Here is a 20734-nt window from a genome sequence, read left to right on the forward strand (position 1 = left end):
CCCCCGGCAGGGATGATAGAATAGACACATACTCCATAATTCCGATTGGATTACCGGGAATGCATGACCTGTTGAGGCTCTGGGATGCCATGCCTCATCGGGTTTTCTCTGTCTCAAACCGCTTTGACCGGATCGACAGCAGTTTTCGCGGCGTCACCCTGCTCATTTTTGGGATCTCTCGCTCGGAGAGCCCAAAAATTGAGGCTTCCAAGGGAGAGTCAAGCGCCCAAGAAAATTGCTGTGAACGTGCGTTAGCAGTCTCTGTTCCTATTGCGCAGCAGCAACAATGGCCAAGTCTTCAACCCAAACTCCCCCTGCCCAAAAACTGTCGAAGGTAGAAGGCATCAAAGAGCGCAGTCACTTCCTGCGGGAACCTGTCGCTTCAGAGCTTCTCCTAGACACCACCCATTTTTCTGAAGATGGGGTGCAGATTCTCAAGTTTCACGGGTCTTACCAGCAGGACAACCGGGACAACCGGGTCAAGGGCCAGGAGAAGGACTACCAGTTCATGCTGCGAACTCGGAGTCCGGGCGGTTTTATTCCAGCCCAGCTCTATCTTACGCTCGATAAGCTGTCCGATGAATACGGAAATGGTACCCTCCGGGCCACAACTCGTCAGGGATTCCAGATTCACGGGATTCTCAAAAAGAACCTCAAGACGGTGATGGCAGCCATCGTGCGAAACATGGGTTCTACGCTGGGAGCGTGCGGCGATCTCAACCGCAACGTGATGGCGCCCCCCGCTCCCTTCAAAAATCAGGTGGCCTACGACTACGCTCGCACCTACGCGAACAATGTTGCCGATCTGCTGACGCCCCAAACGGGTGCGTACTACGAGATCTGGCTCGACGGTGAGAAGGTCTTGTCTGGGGAAGAGGCGCCGGAGGTCAAGGCCGCTCGTCAGCGCAACGGCAACGGCACGCTGATCGCGTCCAATGAGGAGCCGATCTACGGCACTCACTACATGCCCCGGAAGTTTAAGTGTGCGGTGACGGTGCCCGGGGACAACTCGGTGGACCTGTTCTCCCAGGATGTCAGCTTGGTGGTGATTACCAACAAGAAGGGCAAGCTGGAGGGCTTTAATGTCTACGCGGGTGGCGGCTTGGGACGCACCCACAACAAGGAAGAGACGTTCGCTCGGATTGCTGATCCCATCGGCTATGTGGATCAAGCAGATGTCTACGACCTGATCAAGGCGATCGTGGCGACTCAGCGGGACTATGGCGATCGCGCCAATCGTCGCCACTCCCGGATGAAGTACCTGCTCCACGACTGGGGCGTTGAGAAATTCCGCCAGCAGGTTGAGGGCTACTTCGGCAAGAAAATCAAGCCGCTGAAAGCGCTGCCGCCCTTCGAGTACCAAGACTACTTGGGCTGGCACGATCAGGGCGACGGCAAGCTGTTCTTTGGGCTGTCTATCGAGAATGGCCGGGTGAAGGACGAAGGATCCTTCAAGCTGAAGACGGCGCTGCGGAAGATTGTCGAGACCTATCAGCTCCCGATTTACCTGACGCCCAACCAGAATCTACTGCTGTGCGACATTGAGCCCCAGCAGCAGCGGGAAATCCAGGCGATTCTCGATCGCTCGGGCATTCTCAAGGAGACGGAGATCGATCCGCTGGTGCGCTACTCGATGGCGTGCCCCGCTCTTCCCACCTGCGGTCTGGCGATCACAGAGTCGGAGCGCATTCTGCCCAGCATTCTGGAGCGCATTCGGGCCGTGTTGGCGAAGGTGGGCCTGGAGCAGGAGCACTTTGTGGTGCGGATGACGGGCTGCCCCAATGGCTGCGCCCGACCTTATCTGGCGGAGCTGGGTCTGGTGGGCAGCGCGCCCAACAGCTACCAGGTTTGGCTGGGGGCTGATCCCCACCAGACTCGCCTGTCGGCCCCCTACATTGAGCGGATGGCCGAGGACGATCTGGAGGCAACGCTGGAGCCGCTGTTTGTCTACTTCAAGCAAGAACAGCAGCAGCGACCCCAGCCCGAGAGCTTCGGTGATTTTTGCCACCGGGTGGGCTTCGATGCGCTGCGGCAGTTCGCGGCGACCTACCAGAGCGCGCCGGCGGCACCCGCGGCGACCAATGGCAAGTCTCGGCCCCGGGTGAGCCTGGCGCCTAGCACGTACGAGCGTCTCAAGGAAGCGGCGACGACCCAGGGTAAGCCGATGACTGAGCTGGTGAATGAGGCGATCGAAGCGTATCTGCGCGATCGCTAGGGTCATAGGCCAGTTTTCTGGCGATTGAGGCCTAATCAAGCTTGACTGATACAGGGACACTGCCAAGGCGGTGTCCCTTTTTTTCGATATGCTGACGGTGGCTTTGGCGATCGCCCCGAGAGAGCGAAAACGCGCCACAGCGGGCACCGGTGCAAAGGATAGGAACGAGGTGAGTCAGCTTCAGCGTATTGTTTTGGCCGCAGACCAGCTGCCAGGCCCCCAGGTCCAGCTCACGGCAGACCAGCAGCACTATTTGACGCGCGTCTTGCGGCTGAAGGCGGGCGATCGCTTTGTGGCGCTGGACGGCCAGGGCCAGGGGTGGAACGCCCAGATGGTGGGCACAGCGGAGGCCCTGCTCCTAGAGTCCGTGGGGCGATCGCGGGAAGTCCCGATCCCCATTATGCTCGTGGCGGCCCTCCCCAAGGGCAGCGGCTTTGATGAGGTGGTGCGGCAAGCCACCGAGCTGGGGGTCAGCCATATTCAGCCGGTCCTGAGCCAGCGCACCCTGCTCAATCCCAGCCCCCAAAAGCTCGATCGCTGGCGGAAGATCGCCCAAGAAGCCGCGGAGCAGTCGGAGCGGATGCAGGTGCCCACGATTGGCGCGCCCGTCCCCTTTGTGGAGGCGATCGCATCCATTTCGGCGTCCCACCGCTATCTGTGCGCGGCTCGGGGCGAGGCTCCCAGCTTGCTGACTCAGCTCGTAGGCGATCGCCCCCAGGCAACGAGTCTGTGCGTGGCGGTGGGGCCGGAGGGCGGCTGGACCGAGGCAGAGATCGAGGCGGCGATCGCCGCTGGCTACCAGCCCGTGTCCCTGGGCGCACGAATCTTGCGGGCGGTGACAGCTCCCCTAGCGGCGATCGCCCTGATGGCAGCGCTGTGGGAAACCAGTGCTTTTCCGGAGACCCCTGTCGCCGAGGGCGACGCCAGCGACGGCACATTTCCCATTTCTTCCGCTTCCCACCCCTGAGACAATGGCCCTAGAGCACCCCAGGAGTCCAAGCGATGACCCCCCTTGAGCAGGTGGCCGCAGCCCTCGAGCGCCAAGACTACCGCACGGCGGCCCAGCACCTCAAATCTCTGTATGCCCAGTCCCCCGACGATCCCTGGGTCCAGCTCTACGTCGGGCGGGTCCAAGAGGGCACGGGGAAGGCGATCGCGGCGGAAAAAATCTATCGCACCCTGCTCAAAAGCACTACCCTGCCCAAGGTCATCACCCAGGCGCGCCAAGGCCTCCAGCGCCTAGAAGCCCAGGAAAAAGCGCGTCGCCAAGCGGCGATCGCCCAGGCCACTGCCACCCCCACCGACACGAGCATCGGCTGTCTCTTTTTAGGACCCATCAGCAACGAGCAGCGCCAGGCCGCCGCTCAGCAGTTCGCTCGGATCTTCCAGATAGACCCCTACAGCGCTCGCCTGATGCTGTCGAGCCGAAACTGGCGTCTCTACCGCAGCGGCCCCATCGGCGAACTCGGGTTCTATGGCCAGGAGCTGCAAGCGGCGGGGATTCCGGCCCGCTGGATTGCTTTAGAGAGCCTGCAATCTTTGCGGGTTTTTCGGGTCGTCGCCTTCACGGGCATCGGCCCCCAGGCGACCGTCAAGTGCCAAAACGAAGCCGGTCAGCTGGGGCTGATGGCCTTTCAGTGGGCAGAAGTCACCCAGCGCGTTGAGGGCCAGCTGCCCATCTTTGAGTCAGTGGTCGACATTGGGGCCTGGGGCAAGCTCCAGCGCAAAGAACAGACCCAAGATTATGCTCAAATTTGTGATTTACACTTGCCGGGGCGCGGCTGCGTTCTGCGTTTTGGGGACTACAGCTATCAGTTTCAAGAAGACGGCCTCTTTTCCCAGACAGCTTCTCAGCAAGACTTCAGCACCAATCGCCAACGCTGGAATTATTTGCTAAAAGTGCTCGAGCCCTACCTGGCCCACGCGCCCGTGGCCGCTGATTTCCGTGCCTTTGCCGAGAGCTGCTTTGAGCATGCCGAAATTTTGGAAGCGCTGCCGTCTCACATTGATTTGTTTCGCAAACAAGAGACGCTTTGGGACCCAGCGTTTCAGCTGTACAGCGGCTTTTTATTCCAACAATAAAAGCGCGACCCAAAGGCCGCGCCAGAACCCAATTCACCCACACAAGGGACTCACGATAATGCGCTGCTGAAAGCTTGGAGAGTCTCGGAGCAGCAGCGCATCAAGGCTGGAAAGTTTAGCGCTTGCCCATCTGGCGAGCCATGCCCATGAAGGGGCTCATGCTGGGGCCGGGGCGACGGCGATCGCCCAAGGAGCGAGTCGACGCCAAGAACTCAGGAGCAAAGGTCTTGAGGGTCTCTGCGCCCACCGTAACCGGCTGCTTGGCGACTTTGGCTTCTCGTCCATCGGCCTTGAGATCGCCTTTGGAGACCGGTTCTGCGACCACGCCCGAAGCGGTCTGGACCAGCTCGACGGGCTTGGGAGGGTTGGTTTCCGGGATCGGCTGGCTAGTGGCAGCAGGCGCAGCTTCGGCCTTCGCGGGCGCTGCTTTTTCGGCTTCGACTTTAGCGGGCGCGGCTTTTTCAGCCAGAGCAGGCGCGCTATCAGATCCTTCTGCTTCTAAGTAATATTCAGATTTCTTAAAAATACCGAAGATGCCCTTGATAAAACCTAGGATGCCGCCGAGCAGCTTCTTGATAAAGTCCATCGCTATGACTACCTCTAAAAATGCTGAGAATACTGTGGTTTTTGGCCCACCTGACGCACGAGTTTGGGGCTGACCGCTAGACATCATCATGAAGTTTTGCGGGGGCGATCGCAAGATTAGTTAATACTTATTCACAAATTTTATAAGCTCGCGATCAAAGCCTGAAAAGCCCATTTTTCAAGCTTTTTGAGTTCTTTGTAGGCTCCGCAACTTTCGTAAAAAATTCGTGACTTTCAATTTTGTTTAAGAATTGAGATATTCCTCTCAGTATTTATTCCTATTCACAAATTAGGTCAGCCAGTCGGAATACTGTCTGACGAGATTTCTCAGAGAGATCAATGCCCTTTAGGCTGAAATGAGGACTTCCTAGAGATCAGCTCACGATTTTGGGCCGTTGCCTGGGGGATCGCGCCAAAGCCCAGCGCTCTTTCATGTCGAGGGGCTGGCCTGGGGTGCGCTTTTCACTCTCAATTCAGTTTTTATTATGAACTCCATCAGCGATCGCAATCCAGTGGTTTTGGTGCACGGCCTCAATGACACGGCGCGGGTCTTTGATCGGCTCTCGGGCCACCTGTCGCGCCAGGGGTGGAGCGTGTACAGCCTCGATCTGTCTCCGAGCAACGGCGATCGCCCCCTCGAAGACCTCAGTCAGCAGCTCGCCACCTTTGTACACAGCATTTTCACAGCCCGCCAGTGCTTTGATTTGGTGGGTTTCAGCATGGGCGGGATCGTCAGCCGCTACTATCTCCAGCGCCTGGGCGGCCTCGAGCGGGTGCAGCGCTTTGTCTCTATTTCGTCGCCCCACTGGGGCACCCAGGTGGCCTACCTGAGCCAGCGCCCCGGCTGTATGCAGATGCGCCCCACCAGCCCCCTGCTGATGGAGCTAAACCGCGAGCTTCACCACCTCGACCGGATTAATGTGACCACGCTGTGGACGCCCATGGACCTGATGATCGTGCCGGCCCGCAGTTCCTGCCTCGGGATCGGCCAAGACTATCAAGTTCCCGTGGGGCTACACCCGTGGATGCTGTACGACCGGCGCAGCCTCGAGCGGATCACGGCAGCGCTGACGGAGCCTCTGCGGCGATCGCCCGCTCAGGCCTCCACCGCGTCCCCGATCTCGGAGTAGGCGCGATCGCCAAAGATCGCCGAGGCGTGGGCGTAAAACTTAAATTCCAGCAGGTTGTGGAACGGGTCTTCTAGGAAAAAGGTGCGGTGCTCTAGGGGCAAGCCCGGAAACCGGCGCTTGGGCTCTTGATAAAATTCCAGGTTCTTTTGCTGAGCCCGCGCCAGCAGCGCTTCCCAGTCCGCCTCTGCTGTGAAAATCAAGCCAAAGTGCCGCGGATAAATGCTCGGCTGCGGCGGCAAAGGCTCCCGGGTCACGTGGGCCACCAGCTGATGGCCGTAGAGATTGAGAATCACGGCGCTGGGCGACTCCCGGCCCAGTTCACAGCCCAGACCTTCTACATAAAACGCCTTGGTCCGGGGAATATCGGCCACGGGAAAAGCCAGGTGAAACAGAGCAGCACTCATCGTGTTTGGCCTCGGGATTAGATTGTTTCCTTCGTACTACACCCCCAGGCAATCTGAGAAAAATTGCTGTAGGATTTGGCCGTGGACTCCGGTGAAGTGACCATGATCAGTTTCCTTAGCAGCCTCAATCCCTGGCTCGTGGGGGCCTTGCTCAATGGCGTCCTGGCGGCGATCGCCCTCGTCGCTCCCAAGAAACTTTTGACCCCCGCCGGTCTCCTGCACGGCTACATCCTGGGCGTCTTGATCTGGGGCACCCTGGGCTGGGCGGGCTATGCCGTGGTCATGTTCTACTTTTTGGTAGGGTCTGGGGTCACCCGCATCGGCATGGCCGAAAAAGAGGCCGCCGGCATCGCCGAAAAGCGCTCGGGCGCGCGCGGCCCCGAGAATGTCTGGGGATCAGCTCTGGTGGGAACGCTGTGTGCTCTGGGGGTTTGGCTGAGCCAGGGCTGGGGCGCAGGTGATCCGCAACTCGCCGCGCTGTTGCTGCTGGGCTACGTGGCCAGCTTCAGCACCAAGCTGTCGGACACCTGCGCCAGCGAGGTGGGCAAGGCCTACGGCAAGCGCACTTTTTTGATCACGACTTTGCAGCCGGTGGCCCGCGGCACCGAGGGCGCCGTGAGCCTAGAGGGCACGCTGGCGGGCGTGGTCGCTTCGGTGGCGATCGCCCTGGTGGGCTGGGGCGTCGGCCTGATCTCGGCTTGGGGGCTCCTGGGATGCGCGATCGCCGCCTTCATCGCCACCAACCTCGAGAGCGTCATCGGGGCCACCCTGCAAACGCGCATCCTTTGGCTGACCAACGAGCTGGTGAACATCCTCAACACGCTGATTGGCGCCGTCGCAGCGATCGCCCTGGGCTTCGTATTTCGCAATCTGGGCTAAGCCGCCTCAGATGCTCATATAGCGGCGCAGAAACTGCTCCAGGGACTCCGGCTCAAAGCCAAAAATCGCCTCTTGGCGGGCCCGCTCCTCCGGCGTACAGAAAAACTCATTGGTCACCAAGGTTCGCAAAGTGCCCAGATTGCGCTGCTGACTGGGATTCACCAGACCCAGCACGCCCCGCAAACCATCAAAGAGGGGCATCGGCGGATTAATCACGATGGGATCTCGACCAAAGACGCGCCCGAAGATCTTGGGAATCTCCGAACGCAGCAGAATTTCGGGACCGCCAACGGCGATCGCCTGGTTGTAGGCCTGCTCCTGGATCACCGACTCCACCGCCATCCGCGCCAAATCGTCGGTGCTGATGATGGACGTGCGGCTACTGGGATCCCCCAGCAGCAGATAGATCCCGCTCTGGCGAAAGCGCTCAGCCAGGGGCAGCAAATTGGACGCAAACCCCGACGGGCGCAGGATCGTGTAGCGCAAGCCGCTGTTTTGCAGATACCGCTCCACCTCGCGCTTGGCCTTGAAGGTGGGCGCGTCTTCGTAGCCGCGATCGGCCCCCAGGACCGAAATAAACACAAAGTGCTCTGCTCCCGCCGCCTTGGCCTGATCGATCAGGTCAATGTTGGCCCGGTAGTCGAGCTTTTGGGGATCGCTGCCGGAGCCGTGGGCGCTGATCACGTAGCGCACGCCCTGACAGGCTTTGTGAATGTCGCGCTCCTCGCGCAAATCCCCGATGAAAATGGACGCCCCCCGGTGCTCCAGCTCCCCATAGCGTGAGGTGAGGCGCACGAAGGCTCGCACAGACTGATCGCGCTCCCTAAGCAGACGCACAATTCTGCGTCCCAGACCGCCGGTTGCTCCCGTCACGAGAAACATAGTTTTCCCTCTGGGTAAGGTCGACATCTCAGCGGCTCCAGCAGTCCTAGTGAACCACTGGACGCCTGCCTTCACCCTAGCGAAAACTCCACAATAACGGGGGCATGATCGCTGGGCTGGGTCAGCTTGCGAGGCTCGATGTCAATGGTGCAGACGATCGCCCGCTCGTAGAGATCGGGGGTGAGGTAGTGGTGGTCAATGCGCCATCCCAGATTGCGCCGAAAAGCCGCCGCCCGGTAGTCCCACCAGCTATAGTGGCCCTCGTCGGGCGTGAACTTGCGGAACGCGTCCGCCAGCCCCAGGCTCAAAATGTCTCGCAGCGCGGCCCGCTCCGGATCTGAGGCCATGATGTGGGTGGCTTTGCCCACCGGGTCATAGATGTCTTTGTCTTCTAAGGCAATGTTGAAGTCGCCGCAGAGGCTGAGATTGGGGTTCTCCTGGAGCAGCGCTTGGAGATATTGGCCCAGCACCTTGAACCAGCGCAGCTTATATTCGTACTTTTCGCTGCCGACCGAGGAGCCATTGGGGACGTAGAGGTTGACCACGCGCACGCCCTGACACACGCCGGTAATCACCCGCTTTTGGTCATCGAGGTCGCCCACGGTGTCTGAGCCCAGGACCGGCGTGAAGCCGAGCTGCACGGACTCTAAGGGTTCTCGGCTGATCAGGGCGACGCCGTTGTAGGACTTTTGGCCAAAGGTGTAGAGGTGGTAGCCCAAGTCGGTGAAGGGCGATCGCGGAAATTGTTCATCGACGACTTTGGTTTCCTGCAAGCACAGCACATCCACCGGGTTCGCCTGCAGCCACTGCACTACGTGCTCGAGGCGGGTGCGGATCGAGTTGACATTCCAGGTGGCGACTTTCATAGACCTGCGCAAGACACGACAAGAAAAGGCCCCAGACAGGGACAGAGTGCCTATTGTACGGCGATCGCCTGTCTGCAAGCGATCGCCCCTTCCCCCCAAAGCGCCCGCTCCCGTGCGATAACGTAGAGTACCGTCCCTTTTCTGGCCCCTCGCTCCAGCCCATGAAGAGCCACGCAAGCACCATTTTCAAGATTTTGCTGCTGTCCGCCGCGATCTCCGTGGCGATCAAGTATGGTGGCCCGCTCCTGCCCGTTTCGGCCAGCACGCCTGTTGCTCTAGGAGCCGTTTTGGTGCCGCCGCTGGGCCTGGCGATCGCCCTCGGTTGGCGCGCCCGCCAGACGTCCTAAGCTTTTGCTCCCCATCCCACGCAGCCCTGGAGATCCCATGCGGACGATCGCCGAAATCAACGACAAAATTCGCCATCAGCAAGCCGTCGTTTGGACGGTCGAAGAGCTCAAGGCCCGCGTGGCCGAGGTCGGCGTCACCCAGGCCGCGCAGCAGGTCGACGTGATCACCACAGGCACCTTCGAGCCGATGGAGTCCTCCGGCGCCATTCTCAATCTGGGCCACACCGACCCCCCGATCAAGATTCGGCAGTGCTGGCTGGACGGCGTCCCGGCCTACAGCGGCTTTGGGGCGGTGGATCTGTACCTGGGCGCTACGCAGCCCACGGAGGACGGCGAAGAGGAGCGGGGCGGCGGCCACGTGATCGAGGCGCTGATCGGCGGGCGATCGGTGGCGCTGCGGGCGATCGGCCAAGTGACCGACTGCTATCCGCGGGCGTCCTTTGAGACCACCATCACCCGCGACAGCATCAACCAGTTTTATCTGTTCAATCCGCGCAACCTCTACCAAAACTTCATCGTGGGGGTCAATGGCGGCGATCGCCCCCTTTACACCTATCTAGGACCGCTCCAGCCGCGCCTCGGCAACGCTGTCTACTCCAACCCCGGCAGTCTGTCGCCCCTCTCCAATGACCCAGAGCTCGATCTCGTCGGCATTGGGACGCGCATTTTCCTCGGGGGCGGGGTCGGCTACGTCGCCTGGGAGGGCACCCAGCACTTCCCCCTGCAAAAGCGCCTGCCCAACCAGACCCCCATCGGCCCAGCGGCCACCCTGGCCCTGATCGGCGACGCCAAGCAGATGAGCGCCCAGTGGGTGCGGGGCTGCTATTTCAAAAGCTATGGACCCTCGCTCATGATCGGGGTCGGTGTCCCCCTGCCGGTGCTCAATGAAACGGTGGTGGCCCGGTGCGCCGTCCAGGACAAGGACTTGGTTGCGCCCATTGTGGACTTCTCGATTCCGCGGCGGGTCCGGCCCACCTTTGGCCTGGTGAGCTACGCCCAGCTGAAGTCAGGCCGCCTCACCATCGAGGGCAAGACGGTGCGGGTGGCGCCCCTGGCGAGCCTGGCCTTTTCGCGGCAGGTGGCCCAGGAACTCAAGGCCTGGATCGAGGCCGGGACCTTTGAGCTGACGAAGGCCGTGGCCCCGCTCCCCCGCGATCGCACCTTTGTTCCCCAGGACCTGCTCGGCTCCAAAATCGGCATCGAGTGATCGCTCGGCCTTCGCGCGCATCCCCCATAGCGAACACCCCGGCAGTGCAGGACTGGCCGGGGTGTTTACGTGATGCCTTCAGTTGGAGCCCCGAAGTGTCTAGGGCGATCGCCCTAGGACTCCTCAGAAGAAGAAGGGTTGTCCTCGGAGCGGTTGCGGCGAATGGGCTTGGCCGGGGGCGGGGTGCGGCGCTGGGGACGCTCGGACCCTTCGCCCGCTCGCGCGGGAGCTCCGTAGCCCATGCGGGGATTGCGGCCCCGGGGCATCTGGGAGCGTGGGCGATCGCCCCCCCGTCCGGGAGGCCGACGGCGATCGCGGCTTTCGCCAGGAGCGCGCTTGCGCGGCGGCACCACCCCGATCAGCTTGCCCGCCGTCACCACCAGGTTCTGATCTTGGCGGCTGACTTGCAGGTCCCAAAACTGGCCGATCGCTTTCGCATCCAGGGTACCGCACAGGTTCAGCTTGAAAGCCTTTGCCTTGTCCGCTTCCTTACGGGCAGCCTGCTGGATTTTGATAATCAGCGACTCGCGCTCCGGAGACTGGAAGACAATTTCGCCCCGGATCGAGAAGTAGTCTGCTTCCACATCGCTAGAAGCTACAGGCGCAGGCGTCTCTGCGATCGCCTCCGCATCGGCTTCAGAGCCTTCTTCTGACTCGTCTTGATTGAGGGTTTCCGGCTCCCAGACGCCGACGATCTGGATGTGCAGCAGATCGTCTTTGGGGCGAGTCCGGGGGTAGACCACCCACAGATGCTCCTCTTCCAGGTTGATGTGCTTGCGCACCAGGCTCATCACTCGACCCAGCAGCACCGCATCGATTTTCGTACCGTCGCTGGTGATCATCTCACCCCGCGTGAACTGCTCCTCCGCCGGGATGTAGCGCCCGCGGATCAGGCCGATCGCCCGATACTGCATGGGTTCACTGGGCGGCGGAATCGGTCCATGACGGCCCGTTTCATCGGCTGCTTCGGTGTCCGGAGCCTGGGGCTCCGGAGCGGGGGCAGCCGATGATGTCGGTGTTTGGGCGGCTGCGGGGGTCGCCGCAGGGGGCGCTGGCGCGGGCCGGGGCGGCTTGGGCGGCACAGCAATGGGGGAGGGGGTCGGCGGCGTCAAGTCAGGAGTCATGGTTGATTCACGATCGCTAGATCCATCCGTCGGTGCAGGCGCAGGCGGCTGATCCGGCGAATTCTGGGAATGACTGGGTGGCTTCGGGGGCTTGGGAGCGGGATCGGGCGAGGGAGTCATAGAACCTCCTTGCAGCAGAGACTCACTCCCTTACCAAGGACAGGGAGCGTCGCGTGATTGGCCAAAATTGTTTGTTGGGAGGACACGCTATAGCAAAACTTCGCGTTCGACACGGGAGACAGATTGATCGTACTCTACACACTTCCATACCCTTTGGAAAAAAGCTGAATCTTTTCCCAAAAAGCTTTGGATTTACTCACGTATGCCCTGTTTCCCAGTGTTTGGAGGTTGGGCAGAGGCGTCCTCGCTGCCAACCGTCACACGTCCGATTAAGACTTGCGGCTAGGTTGGGCATTAAGACTCTATATACAGTTCGCCTATTTTACTGAATGCAATGACTTCGCGGGCTAATCCGCAAGATTTCTGCAATTTTTATTTGATAGATAGTTTCTCAAGAGAAGAGTCAATTGTTGAGATAGCTTCTAAGCAATTGTTAAAAATCATGAACATATTTCAGGGAAATTGGTGAGGGTTTCAGGGCACGCAGCAGGCTGGATATTGAGGCCTAGATTCCTGACAGGAACTCCAATTCACCATAACGGTCTCTCTGGGGCTTGGGCGCAAGTGTGACAAATGTTTAAGTTCAGGGTTCCCTGGGCCTAGAGGAGGCCAGCGGCGATCGCCCCGCGCTATCGGCACCGCAAACTAGGTGCCTCAAATGCCAATCCTTGTGAGAATGGGTCTAGGCAAGGGGAGCTTCGATCGCTCCCTCGGGAGCTGAGGCCCCAAATTGCTGGCCAAGCGGACATCGTTGAGTTTGAGGCAGTCGTGTGACCGAGAAACAGAGCAATCGCTGGATGATCAATGTTGTGGTGTTTTTTGTGGTGGTGGTCCTCGTGGGCTTCTCCATCGCGCCCATCGTGGAGAGCGCCCTGGAAAGCCAGCGATCGCCTGACGCGGCCCAGTCGCCCCAAGCGCTGCCGTCGGGTCAGCAGCGAGCCGATCTAGAAAACACGGCCCGGGGCTACGAGCTCGTGCTCCAGCGAGAGCCCGAGAACCAGACCGCCCTGCGAGGCCTCGTAGACGCTCGCATTGCGCTGGGCGACATCAAAGGCACCGTTGAGCCTCTAGAGACCCTCGCCGAGCTGAACCCAGGACAGCCCAGCTACACCATTTTGCTGGCCCAAACGAAGCAGTATCTGGGCGATCGCGAGGGAGCGGCCCAGGCCTATCGGAACCTGCTCGAAGAAAACCCGGGCGACATGAACGCCCTGAAAGGACTCTCGGATCTGCTGACCCAGCAGGAGCGCCCCGAGGCCGCCGTGAACCTACTCACCGACGTGATCGACTCCGCTCCCCAGGTCAACCAAGTCAAGCCCGGCAGCGTGAATGTGCCCGCCGTCCAGCTGCTCCTGGGAGAGGTCTACGCTCAGCAGAGCCGCTTTGAGGAAGCCATCACGACCCTCGACGCCTCGATCAAGGGCAGCCCCCAGGATTTCCGGCCGGTGCTCGCCAAGGCTATCGTGCTCCAGCGCCAGGGCAAGGCCGATGAGGCGAAGCCCCTGTTTAGCCAGGCCGAGTCTCTAGCGCCCGCTCAGTACAAGGACCAAGTGAAAAAGATCGCGACGGCGAACGCCGCTAGTCCTTCTCCCAGCGCACCTGCCTCTCCGGCTGGCGCGAGTGACGCGGAGGCCCCCGCAGAATAAGCGATCCCTTTAGAACAGGGGCACTGGGATGGCATTTTCTGCCCAAAGTGGGACATGGGATCTGGGGCAGCATCGGCCAGCAGCGCCCCCGCTGGCCAGCTGTGTCACGGCAGCTTGACCGTGGCGATCGCCCCAAATAGCAAGAACAGCCCGCCGCCAATGAAGGTCAGCAGGCGCTCTGAAATTCGGCCCGCGATCGCCCGTCCGCACAGAACGGCGATCGCGGCGCAGATCCCGTGGCCCAGCACAGCCCCCAGGGTCACCCCCACAGGATTATTCGACGCGGCCAGCGCAATAGTGGCAAACTGCGTGCGATCGCCCCACTCCGCCACAAACGTCAGGGAAAACGCCTCCAGGCACACTGCCAGAGGATTGATCGCCACGCCATGCTTTGCTTCCTGGGCCTTGACTGTCTCAGCCGCCTCCTCCATCTCCTCCGGGTTCGGTACCGAAGACATCCGGCTGGCGTCGTAGAGCAGCTTCAGGCCAAACAGCGTAAACAGAGCAATTTCGGCGTACACCACATACACCTTGGGCAGCAAAGACGCCGCCTGCCCAAAGAGCACCGAAATCACGGTCATGGCCGCTAGCGCTGCCAGCACTCCCACAAAGGTCAGCCGCCGGGAATGACGCATCGCCAGCAGCGCCGCAATAAAAAAGGTTTTGTCTCCTAATTCGGAAACCGTAATCAGCAATAGACCAGCCGTGAAAGCGGTCAGCATCTCGTCAAGCTCCTCTGCAAAGAAACGGAATGCAGATCTGCGAGCTTGACGAAAGCACAAACGCTTCACCAAGCTCACAGATCCCGTGAACTCAGTGAAGGTCTCGCTTTCAAGTTCTCTCATGGGGGCAAAGCATTACTTTGCCCAGGTCAAAAACTTGCCATCTAAGCCAGGTTCATCACCAGTATGTTGACTTAGATGCGCTGGTTGGGGTGGCAAACCAGCAGCTACTCCCCTTCATAACCACGAAACATTCTACAGACCAAGCTCCCCAAGCTCAACGGTGTTTCTGCATAGATACTCAGCATTGTGAAATTCTTTCCGCAGCGGCAGAGACCGCTCAGCCTCGAGGATTTCTCTAGTGAGCACAAGAATTTGGGATAAACTGAGTCTCAGTGCGCCGTCCTGCACACTCCACGAGGAAACCATGACCCCAGTTCAGATTGCACCGTCATCCTCCCGCTATCGAGGAATTGCTTCTGTTCTTTTGGGGCGTTGCTTTCGCTACCAATCGTCGGCCTGGATTGCGGCTTTGGCACTGCTGGTCACCCCGATTCCCCACGCCTTCGCTCAGTCGATTTTGCGGTTAGGCAGCACTGGGTTCGAAGTCGAAGCCTTGCAGCGCCAGTTGCAGGAGCTGAATTTTTTTAGTGGTCCGGCGAACGGTTTCTACGGTGAGGATACGGTCGCGGCTGTCCAGTCTTTGCAGCAAGCCTACAACCTCCCTGATGATGGGGTGGTGGGGCCTGACACGCGGGAATTACTCGATAGTTTTACTTACGAAAGCGGCGGCAGCAGCCCACCACCCCCAGTTTCTTACAGCAGCTCCTTTAGCAGCGCGGCTGCTCCCGCTAGTCAGGCCAGTGATGTGGTGCTCCGGGTGCAGCGATCGCTGCGAGACCGGGGATACTACCAGGGGCCGATTGATGGCATCTCTGGACCGCTAACTCGAGGGGCTGTAGAGCGCTTTCAGCGCGATCGCGGTTTGCGAGTAGATGGCGTGATCGGCCAAGAAACGCTGTCTGCCCTGGGTTTGCAGGGCGATCGCGATCCGGCCTACGTGGTGGTGGTGCCTGATACCAACACCGGCACGCTCAGCCGCGTGCGCACCAGCCTGCGAGAGTTGCGGGGCAACCTGACGACGAGTGTCTTCAGCGAACCCTCAGGGAAAGGGCGCTTTGTCAACGCGGGGTCCTTCGCCAATCGCGAAGAAGCTGAAAGCATTTCTCAGTGGCTGCGATCGCGCGGTTTGGATGCCCGAGTGGTTTACCGCTAGCCGCTCTCCCGGCCTCAGTACTTGCGCTCCTGAGGCTCGAAGCGAGTCAGCGTGACGGGCCGATCATCCAGATCTACGCCCGCCGGTGAATAGTAGGCCAGCGTGTGCCGGAGATAGTTTTGGTCATCGCGATCGGGGTAGTCCTCGCGACAGTGAGCGCCCCGGCTTTCTCGCCGCCGCAGCGCCGACGCCAAAATCACCTCGCCTACCACCATCAAGCTGCGCAACTCCAGCGCCTCTACCAGTTCGCTGTTCCAGATGCGGCCGCGATCGTCAAGGCGCACGCGCTGGTAAGTCTGCTGCAACGCTTTGAGTCGATCGAATCCTTCCTGCATCAGGTCTTCGCTACGAAAGACGCCGCAGTGATCGGTCATGCAGTCCTGAAATTGCTGACGCAGCTGGGCAATACGCAGATCGCCAGGCTGATCGAGCAGTGCCCGAATCTGATTCTGGGCCTCGGTGAGATAGCGCTGCTCATCGAGGTCTGGCTGCTTGCGCGTCTCCACATAGCGGGCGATCGCCGCGCCCGTCCGGCGACCATAGACCACACACTCCAGCAGGGAGTTGCTGCCCAGGCGGTTGGCCCCATGGACCGACACGCAGGCCGTCTCCCCCGCCGCAAAGAAGCCCTCTACCAGATCGTCTGCGCCTCGGCGGACCTGGCCATCGGTATTCACCGGAATGCCGCCCATCGAATAGTGAACCGTGGGGCGCACAGGGATCGGCTGAGACACCGCGTCAATTCCCAGCAGCCGATGGGCTTCTTCCCAGCAAAAGGGTACCCGGCTCATGATCTTCTCGCGGCCCATGTGGCGCAAATCCAGGTACACAAACGGGCCTCCCGCCGTGCCATCGGGATGAATGCCTCGCCCGGCCCGGATCTCCCGCGTGATCGCCCGAGAGGTGATATCTCGCGGCGCCAGCTCCATCTTGCTAGCAGCGTAGCTGGCCATGAAGCGATCGCCTTCACTGTTGATCAGGTAGGCCCCTTCCCCGCGCACCGCCTCCGAAATCAGCACCCCCACCGGGTAGAGCCCCGTCGGGTGAAACTGCACAAATTCCATGTCCTGGAGCGGCAAACCGGCGATCGCCGTCAGCGCCAGACCATCCCCCGTCGATGCAAAATCATTCGATGTGGTGTTGTAAACGCGGCCATACCCCCCCGTCGCAAACATCACCGCCTTGGCCCGCACCACCTGCAACTGGCTATCGCGCAGGTCAAACATGATCACCCCCTTCGCCTGACCCTCCTCGTAGATCAAGCGCAGGACATACCACTCGTCATAGATGCGCACACCGTGGCGGCCCAGGTTATTCACCAGCTCGTGGAGAATTGCGTGCCCCGTCTTATCGGCGGCGTAGCAGGTGCGCCGGAAAGCGTGCCCCCCAAAGGCCCGCTGGGCAATCCGGCCGCTGGGCAGCCGCGAAAACAGCACCCCCATATGCTCAAGATCGATCACCACCTGAGGCGCTTCGCGCGTCAGGATTTCGACAGCGTCCTGATCCGCCAGGTAGTCCGACCCCTTGACTGTGTCAAAGGCATGGGCCTCCCAGCTATCGTCTGTGTCGACGTTTTGCAGCGTCGCGGCAATGCCTCCCTGGGCCGCCACCGAGTGGGATCGAATGGGGTGGGTTTTGGCGACCACCGCTACATCCAGGCTGGGATTGAGGCGGGCAATTTCGACGGCGGCTCGGGTTCCCGCCAGACCGCCGCCGACTATCAGGACGTCGTGCTCAAGCATCTACTTTCCCCTCGACTCGTTGAGAACTGCGGCTCGATCAAAAATTCCCCGCCAATTTGACAGGGAATTTTCGGGCCGCCATCTTTGGCAGCAGCTTACCAGGGGGCAAACTTGGTGGGTGGCGTCAGCTAGCAGCCTGGGCCGGACGTCCTGGCGCCATGGTGCCGGCATTGGTCGCGGTGTCTTCACCCGGTGCCATTGCTTTCACTTCGATATGGTTGAGCAGCGTTGTCACAAAGGCAAACAGCAAAAAAGGCAGGGATAGCACTAGAACCAACCCAACGGTCGCTAGAGCGTAGACCGGTTTACTTGCGCCCATGAGAGCCATAGCCGAAGCAAGGCTAATAAAAATCACGATGAGCCAAGCGACGATTTGGCCGTAGATATCCCCGAAGGACAGGGTACAAACAATCCGATAGCGACTGATTTGATCCATGGGAGTTCTCGCAACATTCCTTCAGATTTCTAGCTTAGGGGGTTGTCTTAGTTGTGGACGATTTCTAAAGCTTTTTGCAAGGTTCGCAACAGGTCTTCACAGTTAGGTGCGATCGCTGCGGAAGCTGGCCTCTAGATCGTTCGTCTTAGGCTAAATGGGCGATCGCCGCCAAACTTTCCCAGCCAAGGTCAGACGATTGATCCTCTCGCTTCGAAGAAAGGGGTAAAAATCAAAGTCGACTTTGACTTTTACTCGAAAATCCTAACCATCAGAAAGCTTGATGCTTCTTGTTTTCTCCGTACAGTATGTTTTTAAAGAATCTCGCTTTCAGCAAATTCTCTGAGATTTTGAAGATTGTCCGAGAAATTATTTTATTTAGTTCCGAATAAATATCTACTTATTTGTCAGGCAAAAATCGCTAAACTTTTGCTTAGGCATTTTTTGGATTTTTGAACGATTGGTTCAGCTATTTTTATCCTTTGCAAAGGTATAGGGAATCACAGATCATTTTAAAATAAGGATTGGAATTTCCAATTTAGGCTTTTTCAGCCCTCCTGCATGATTTTGTCAGGAGTTTTTAAGCTTATTAATCTTTTAACGGCTTTGGAATGGACAGCCTGAAGAGCCTCGTCTAGGGGCGATCGCTCCCGGTTGTGATCCACTCGTTCTTTAGACTCTTTCATTTTATTCAGCTGCATCTATAGAACCACTGTCGGCCCATCACTGCCTCGATGCCTAGGACACCATGCCAAACTTTTTGAGCCCTTTGCTAGATTATCGAAACTTTATTCCCCATGGACATTGCTATCTTTGGCAATCAGGGCTCGTAGGTTTGCATGTCGGCGCTGATTTACTGATCGCGCTGGCGTACTATTCCATCCCGTTGATGCTGATTTATTTTGTCCGAAAGCGTCAAGATGTTCCCTTTCACGGGATTTTTCTGTTGTTCGGGGCTTTTATTGTGGCCTGCGGTACCAATCATCTGATGGAGATTGTGACCCTGTGGTACCCCGTCTACTGGCTGTCTGGTGCTTTGAAGGCCGCAACGGCATTTATTTCTGTCTATACGGGTCTGATGCTTTTTCCGCTGATCCCGCAGGCCTTGGCGCTGCCCAGTCCGGCCCAGCTTGAGCAGGCTAATGCACAACTTGCCCAAGAAGTTCGCGATCGCAAGCAGGCAGAAATTGCGTTGCAGCAGGCCCTGCGACGCCTCGATTTTCATGTCGACAATTCTCCGCTGGCAGTGGTGGAGTGGAACAGCGAGACTCGGGTCCAGCGCTGGTCTAAGCGAGCAGAAGAGGTGTTTGGCTGGAAAGCGGATGAAGTGCTAGAGCGCCATCCCAGTGAGTGGATGTTTATTCCACCGGATGAGAGCGATCGCGTGGCAGAGGTCATCAATCATATGACCGATCGCACGATGGTTTCTAGCACCGTCAAAAACCGAAACTATACGAAAACAGAAGACATTATTACCTGCGAGTGGTACAACTCTTGCCTAGTTGATGACGATGGAAATTTAATCTCGATTCTTTCGCTCATTCAGGACATCACAGAGGCCGAAGGATTCAAGTCAAATCTGCAAGAGAGCGAGGAGCGTTTCCGCTCAATTTTTGAATACGCCCCCATTGGAATTTCCCTTTTTGATTTAGAGACTCAACGGTTTATCAAGGTCAATCCCAAGTTTTGCCAGCTTTTGGGATACAGCGAAGAAGCGCTCAAAACCATGGGCCTAGAAGACATCTGCCATCCGGAAGATCACCCTAAAGATTTGGCGGCTTTGAAACAGGCGATCGCCCAGGGCCAGTGTAACTACCAGCTCGAAAAACGCTATCTTCGCCGCAATCAAATGCCCATTTGGGTGAATCTTAATGTCGCCCTCATTCACGATGGCCAAGGAAAGTTTCGCTATCGCCTTGGCATGCTCAACGACATCAGCGATCGCAAAGAGGCCGAGGCAATTCGGGCAAAGTGGGAATTGGAGCTGCGAACTAAAAATCAGGCGTTAGAGGCAGCTCTGCAAGATCTGCAAACGACTCAGATGCAGCTTATCCAAAGCGAGAAAATGTCTAGCCTGGGTCAATTAGTGGCAGGAATTGCCCATGAAATCAATAACCCTGTGAGTTTTATTCATGGCAATTTGACCTATAGCTGGAGCTATATTCAAGACTTGTTAAAGTGTCTTGAACTGTATCAGACCCACTATCCCAGTCCCAAGCCTGAGATTCGCGAACAAACTGAGCGTTTGGATCTAGATTTTCTGACGCAAGATCTGCCCAAGCTGGTTGGCTCGATGCACAGAGGGGCTGAAAGAATTCGCCAAATTGTGCTTTCTTTGAGGCATTTTTCTCGCCTAGATGAAGCAGAGAAAAAGCCGGTGGACATTCACGAAGGTCTAGACAGTACGCTGATGCTTTTGCAGCATCGCCTTGTGGAGTTTCAAGGCGATCGCGAAATTCACATTGTCAAAGACTACGGAAGCTTACCTCAGGTTGATTGCTATGCAGGCCAACTCAATCAGGTTTTCATGAATTTGTTGAGCAATGCCATCGACGCGATCGCTTTCAGCGCCAAATTCACGAACCCCAACAGCAGCTATACGCCCACCATTTCGCTGCGAACTCGCCAAGGAGCAGACGCTGTCATTATTCACGTCATCGACAACGGAGATGGTATTTGCTCCAAGGTTCGTCCCAACTTGTTTAACCCCTTTTTCACCACCAAGCCCGTTGGGCAAGGCACGGGTTTGGGTCTGGCCATCAGTTATCAAATCGTGGTTGAGCATCACGGCGGCAGTATTGACGTGCGCTCCAACCCTGGCGAAGGGTGTGAGTTTATCGTGACAATCCCCTTGAGCGCCCCGCTCTCGGCACCCAGCCGTCCGCAGCGCAGCCTGTCCCGGCCAGCTCTGCGGACGGCGATCGCCAAAAATAGCCCAGCACACTGATTTTGTACCCAAAATGACAGAAATTAGAGGTCTAACTGTGTTGCCAGACACATGAATTTCCTTGGTTTTAGATGGTAGGGTGATATGAGCCTATTTTCAGAGCGATCGCCTGAGTCGGCTTGCTCTG

The 20734-nt window shown here is 58.6% G+C and carries 18 protein-coding genes; 10 read left to right on the plus strand and 8 right to left on the minus strand.

Going from position 1 to position 20734, the window contains the following annotated elements:
• Window positions 1–286 precede the first annotated feature (286 nt).
• The 3 genes from sir to GEI7407_RS16745 all read left to right on the plus strand — a co-directional run bounded on the left by sir (window position 287) and on the right by GEI7407_RS16745 (window position 4297).
• Window positions 287–2215: a sulfite reductase, ferredoxin dependent gene (sir, locus tag GEI7407_RS16735; RefSeq protein WP_015173389.1), complete on the plus strand. Its 1929-nt coding sequence runs from the start codon at window positions 287–289 to the stop codon at window positions 2213–2215.
• 169 nt (window positions 2216–2384) lie between these two features.
• Window positions 2385–3182, plus strand: coding sequence for a 16S rRNA (uracil(1498)-N(3))-methyltransferase (locus GEI7407_RS16740; protein WP_081587368.1), 798 nt, complete (start codon window positions 2385–2387; stop codon window positions 3180–3182).
• Window positions 3183–3217: 35 nt separating this feature from the next.
• Window positions 3218–4297: a tol-pal system YbgF family protein gene (locus GEI7407_RS16745; RefSeq protein ID WP_015173391.1), complete on the plus strand. Its 1080-nt coding sequence runs from the start codon at window positions 3218–3220 to the stop codon at window positions 4295–4297.
• 115 nt (window positions 4298–4412) lie between these two features.
• Here the strand turns inward: GEI7407_RS16745 and GEI7407_RS16750 are convergent, their stop codons facing one another.
• Window positions 4413–4883, minus strand: a complete 471-nt coding sequence (locus GEI7407_RS16750) for a hypothetical protein (protein WP_015173392.1) — start codon at window positions 4881–4883, stop codon at window positions 4413–4415.
• Window positions 4884–5367: 484 nt separating this feature from the next.
• On the opposite strand from GEI7407_RS16750, the gene GEI7407_RS16755 reads away from it, so the two are divergent.
• Window positions 5368–6012 carry a triacylglycerol lipase gene (locus tag GEI7407_RS16755; protein ID WP_015173393.1) on the plus strand — a complete coding sequence of 215 codons (645 nt, stop codon included), beginning with the start codon at window positions 5368–5370 and terminating at the stop codon, window positions 6010–6012.
• Here the strand turns inward: GEI7407_RS16755 and GEI7407_RS16760 are convergent.
• Window positions 5979–6416: a VOC family protein gene (locus GEI7407_RS16760; protein ID WP_015173394.1), complete on the minus strand. Its 438-nt coding sequence runs from the start codon at window positions 6414–6416 to the stop codon at window positions 5979–5981. The two genes, GEI7407_RS16755 and GEI7407_RS16760, sit on opposite strands and share 34 nt — an antisense overlap.
• Before the next feature lie 102 nt (window positions 6417–6518).
• Between GEI7407_RS16760 and GEI7407_RS16765 the strand changes: the two genes are divergently transcribed.
• Window positions 6519–7295 carry a TIGR00297 family protein gene (locus GEI7407_RS16765; protein ID WP_041269180.1) on the plus strand — a complete coding sequence of 259 codons (777 nt, stop codon included), beginning with the start codon at window positions 6519–6521 and terminating at the stop codon, window positions 7293–7295.
• Between the two features lie 6 nt (window positions 7296–7301).
• Here the strand turns inward: GEI7407_RS16765 and GEI7407_RS16770 are convergent, their stop codons facing one another.
• Both GEI7407_RS16770 and xth read right to left on the minus strand, forming a co-directional pair.
• Window positions 7302–8177: an SDR family oxidoreductase gene (locus GEI7407_RS16770; protein ID WP_015173396.1), complete on the minus strand. Its 876-nt coding sequence runs from the start codon at window positions 8175–8177 to the stop codon at window positions 7302–7304.
• A 71-nt stretch (window positions 8178–8248) separates the two neighbouring features.
• Window positions 8249–9043: an exodeoxyribonuclease III gene (gene xth, locus GEI7407_RS16775; RefSeq protein WP_015173397.1), complete on the minus strand. Its 795-nt coding sequence runs from the start codon at window positions 9041–9043 to the stop codon at window positions 8249–8251.
• Between the two features lie 161 nt (window positions 9044–9204).
• Between xth and GEI7407_RS16780 the strand changes: the two genes are divergently transcribed.
• Window positions 9205–9390 carry a hypothetical protein gene (locus GEI7407_RS16780; protein WP_015173398.1) on the plus strand — a complete coding sequence of 62 codons (186 nt, stop codon included), beginning with the start codon at window positions 9205–9207 and terminating at the stop codon, window positions 9388–9390.
• Window positions 9391–9427: 37 nt separating this feature from the next.
• A complete protein-coding gene (locus GEI7407_RS16785) occupies window positions 9428–10597 on the plus strand; it encodes a homocysteine biosynthesis protein (RefSeq protein ID WP_015173399.1) in 1170 nt (389 codons plus the stop codon).
• Between the two features lie 113 nt (window positions 10598–10710).
• Here the strand turns inward: GEI7407_RS16785 and GEI7407_RS16790 are convergent, their stop codons facing one another.
• Entirely contained in the window at window positions 10711–11841 is a 1131-nt protein-coding gene (locus tag GEI7407_RS16790; RefSeq protein WP_015173400.1) for a hypothetical protein, read from the minus strand.
• A gap of 770 nt (window positions 11842–12611) precedes the next feature.
• Between GEI7407_RS16790 and GEI7407_RS16795 the strand changes: the two genes are divergently transcribed.
• Window positions 12612–13487, plus strand: a complete 876-nt coding sequence (locus tag GEI7407_RS16795) for a lipopolysaccharide assembly protein LapB (protein ID WP_015173401.1) — start codon at window positions 12612–12614, stop codon at window positions 13485–13487.
• A 104-nt stretch (window positions 13488–13591) separates the two neighbouring features.
• Here GEI7407_RS16795 and GEI7407_RS16800 read toward each other — a convergent pair whose 3' ends face one another.
• On the minus strand, window positions 13592–14209 hold the full coding sequence (locus GEI7407_RS16800; RefSeq protein WP_015173402.1) for a TMEM165/GDT1 family protein: 618 nt from the start codon (window positions 14207–14209) through the stop codon (window positions 13592–13594).
• 427 nt (window positions 14210–14636) lie between these two features.
• Between GEI7407_RS16800 and GEI7407_RS16805 the strand changes: the two genes are divergently transcribed.
• Entirely contained in the window at window positions 14637–15485 is an 849-nt protein-coding gene (locus GEI7407_RS16805; RefSeq protein ID WP_015173403.1) for a peptidoglycan-binding protein, read from the plus strand.
• A 14-nt stretch (window positions 15486–15499) separates the two neighbouring features.
• Here GEI7407_RS16805 and GEI7407_RS16810 read toward each other — a convergent pair whose 3' ends face one another.
• Together GEI7407_RS16810 and GEI7407_RS16815 are read right to left on the minus strand one after the other, a co-directional pair.
• Window positions 15500–17227 carry a succinate dehydrogenase/fumarate reductase flavoprotein subunit gene (locus GEI7407_RS16810; protein WP_015173404.1) on the minus strand — a complete coding sequence of 576 codons (1728 nt, stop codon included), beginning with the start codon at window positions 17225–17227 and terminating at the stop codon, window positions 15500–15502.
• 124 nt (window positions 17228–17351) lie between these two features.
• The gene (locus tag GEI7407_RS16815) at window positions 17352–17663 is read right to left on the minus strand and encodes a hypothetical protein (RefSeq protein ID WP_015173405.1); all 312 of its coding nucleotides are present in this window, start codon (window positions 17661–17663) and stop codon (window positions 17352–17354) included.
• Window positions 17664–18549: 886 nt separating this feature from the next.
• Here GEI7407_RS16815 and GEI7407_RS16820 point away from each other — a divergent pair.
• The gene (locus GEI7407_RS16820; protein ID WP_223294447.1) at window positions 18550–20607 is read left to right on the plus strand and encodes a PAS domain S-box protein; all 2058 of its coding nucleotides are present in this window, start codon (window positions 18550–18552) and stop codon (window positions 20605–20607) included.
• Window positions 20608–20734: the final 127 nt, after the last annotated feature.

Source organism: Geitlerinema sp. PCC 7407 (genome assembly GCF_000317045.1).
Taxonomy (GTDB): Bacteria; Cyanobacteriota; Cyanobacteriia; order PCC-7407; family PCC-7407; genus PCC-7407.